Origin of the sequence: Anoxybacillus thermarum (genome assembly GCF_000836725.1) — a bacterium.
GTDB classification, from domain to species: Bacteria; Bacillota; Bacilli; order Bacillales; family Anoxybacillaceae; genus Anoxybacillus; species Anoxybacillus thermarum.
Genome location: NZ_JXTH01000121.1, coordinates 1 through 1525 on the forward strand (window position 1 = coordinate 1; position 1525 = coordinate 1525).

A 1525-nucleotide genomic window follows, 5' to 3' on the forward strand; every position below is an offset into this window, starting at 1 on the left:
GCTTCGACGGCTTGCTTGGCGGCTAACAGAAACGTGGTCATGCGCATCGCCCACGTATGCCCTTGTTCGATGAATCCTTTTAACTCACGCAAATGATGGGCATGACAAAGGGCATGGGTGGCATGTGTGTATTTCGGATACGTACCGAACGCATCGTGCATCATCGTCCCTTCATATCGGGGAAGAATCCCGATATCATCGGTCGCTTTTTTTCCACGAGAAGCGTGAGGAGCCAAGTATGTATATTTCGATGTGCACGCGACATGAACAACAGTGCCTGGCACCGTTCGCTAATTATTGCCGAAGATTTGTATTTAGAAAGCGATAAGGTTCATTTTAAACTGGCGAACGATACATTGTATCAAGCGATTCAAGAGAATCCAAGCCTTGCCCACCAATTAGAATTATCGCAAACTGATGTACAAGCTCTTGCCAATGGACAAAACCCAGAAGGCTATACTTGGCATCATAACGAAGAACCTGGCCTTTTACAGTTAGTCGATGAAGACATTCATGAACAAACTGGACATACAGGCGGCCGTTCCCTTTGGGGAGGAGGAAATGAGCATCGCTAGTAAGAGAAAAACCGCAGTGCTGCCAATGAGGCAACGCTGCGGTTTTTATTTTAATACTTCTTCTCGATGGTTTAATCCAGGACGTATTTGAACAGCGAATCGATTTTCTGATCGCTCTCCAATCACCTGTGCAACATCATTGACGTGGGACAAAGAGGGACACAACATAGTTGAACAGCACCCGACACCGTTCGCTAATCCCCCAACCTCTCCCGTACTTCCTCCTCTGTCATGTCGAGAATATGGGCAACGTCTGTTATACTCATTCCTTTTTCGACCATTTTTCGAATCGTTTCATTTTTTCCTTCTTCTCGACCTTGTTCTAAGCCTTTTTTCAATCCTTCTTTCAATCCTTCTTCCCGACTGCCGCGAATGTTTGAGAGTTGATCAAGGAGCCATTTCAGCCGCATTTCGTACGCGTAGCGGTTTTCGGGGTCGACGCTTAAGTTTTGCCATTCTTCTAGCGCTTCTAAAATGTCTTGTTCTGTCATGGCTATTCCCTCCAATTCACGAAACATCTCTTCATCCATTTTTTTCGTTCGTCCATCGACAGCCGACAACATCGTTAGCCATGGCCATTCCGGTGACTGTTTCACTTCTCTCCGATATTTCTTCCATTTTACCATAAATTGTGACAAGTCGAGTACATGAAATTCAAGGTGATGGCTCCAAAGAAACTGTTCTTCGTCTTCACGAATGTGAAAAACGGTATGGAAGCGATCTGTTTCATGTGGGAAAAGGGGATAATTTAAGATGGCGATCATAATCGTTGGAGGGAGGATGTCGTACCGTTCTCCTTTCGATAGTGAAGATGAAAACAACCTTGCCCAGTAATACAATAGCCGTTCGGGCATACCGTATTGTGGGATGATTTGAATTTCAACGTGAATGCGCTCGCCGCGGTTTGTGCGAACGATGACATCTAACCGTCCAGTCTTACCGTCTTCTGT

The 1525-nt window shown here is 45.5% G+C and carries 2 protein-coding genes and 1 pseudogene; 1 reads left to right on the forward strand and 2 read right to left on the reverse strand.

Going from position 1 to position 1525, the window contains the following annotated elements; all coding sequences use genetic code 11:
* Positions 1-269 (reverse strand): annotated as a pseudogene (locus LH47_RS15775) (IS66 family transposase); the annotation flags it as partial.
* Between LH47_RS15775 and LH47_RS14575 the strand changes: the two are divergent.
* On the forward strand, positions 264-575 hold the full coding sequence (locus LH47_RS14575) for an HNH endonuclease (RefSeq protein WP_052585066.1): 312 nt from the start codon (positions 264-266) through the stop codon (positions 573-575). The pseudogene LH47_RS15775 and the gene LH47_RS14575 sit on opposite strands and share 6 nt — an antisense overlap.
* A gap of 194 nt (positions 576-769) precedes the next feature.
* Here the strand turns inward: LH47_RS14575 and LH47_RS14580 are convergent.
* The coding region (locus LH47_RS14580; RefSeq protein WP_052585067.1) for an Rpn family recombination-promoting nuclease/putative transposase at positions 770-1525 on the reverse strand (756 nt) is incomplete at its 5' end.